The following is a 206-nucleotide window of genomic DNA, read 5'->3' on the forward strand; positions in this document are numbered from 1 at the left end:
AGAAAAAAAACTATTGAAGATATAGAAGAATATCTAGATAGTCTTGAAACTTGTGAAATGTGTGGTACTTACAAAGGTTTAATAAATGAYTATTCAGAGAGCAACTTTGCACCTCTAGGTGTAAGTAATGATAATGCAAAAAAYATGTTTTGGAATCAAGACTCAACATATTCTATTTGTGACTTATGTAAGCTTATGCTATTTTG

Annotated in this window: 1 protein-coding gene; it reads left to right on the forward strand. The window is 28.9% G+C overall.

Annotated features, from left to right (window positions below; genetic code table 11):
- Window positions 1-206: type I-B CRISPR-associated protein Cas8b1/Cst1 (cas8a1, locus tag G3997_RS04610; protein ID WP_296648823.1), on the forward strand; the 206-nt coding region annotated here is incomplete at both ends.

Origin of the sequence: Romboutsia sp. 13368, from assembly GCF_018336475.1 — a bacterium.
GTDB lineage: Bacteria > Bacillota > Clostridia > Peptostreptococcales > Peptostreptococcaceae > Romboutsia.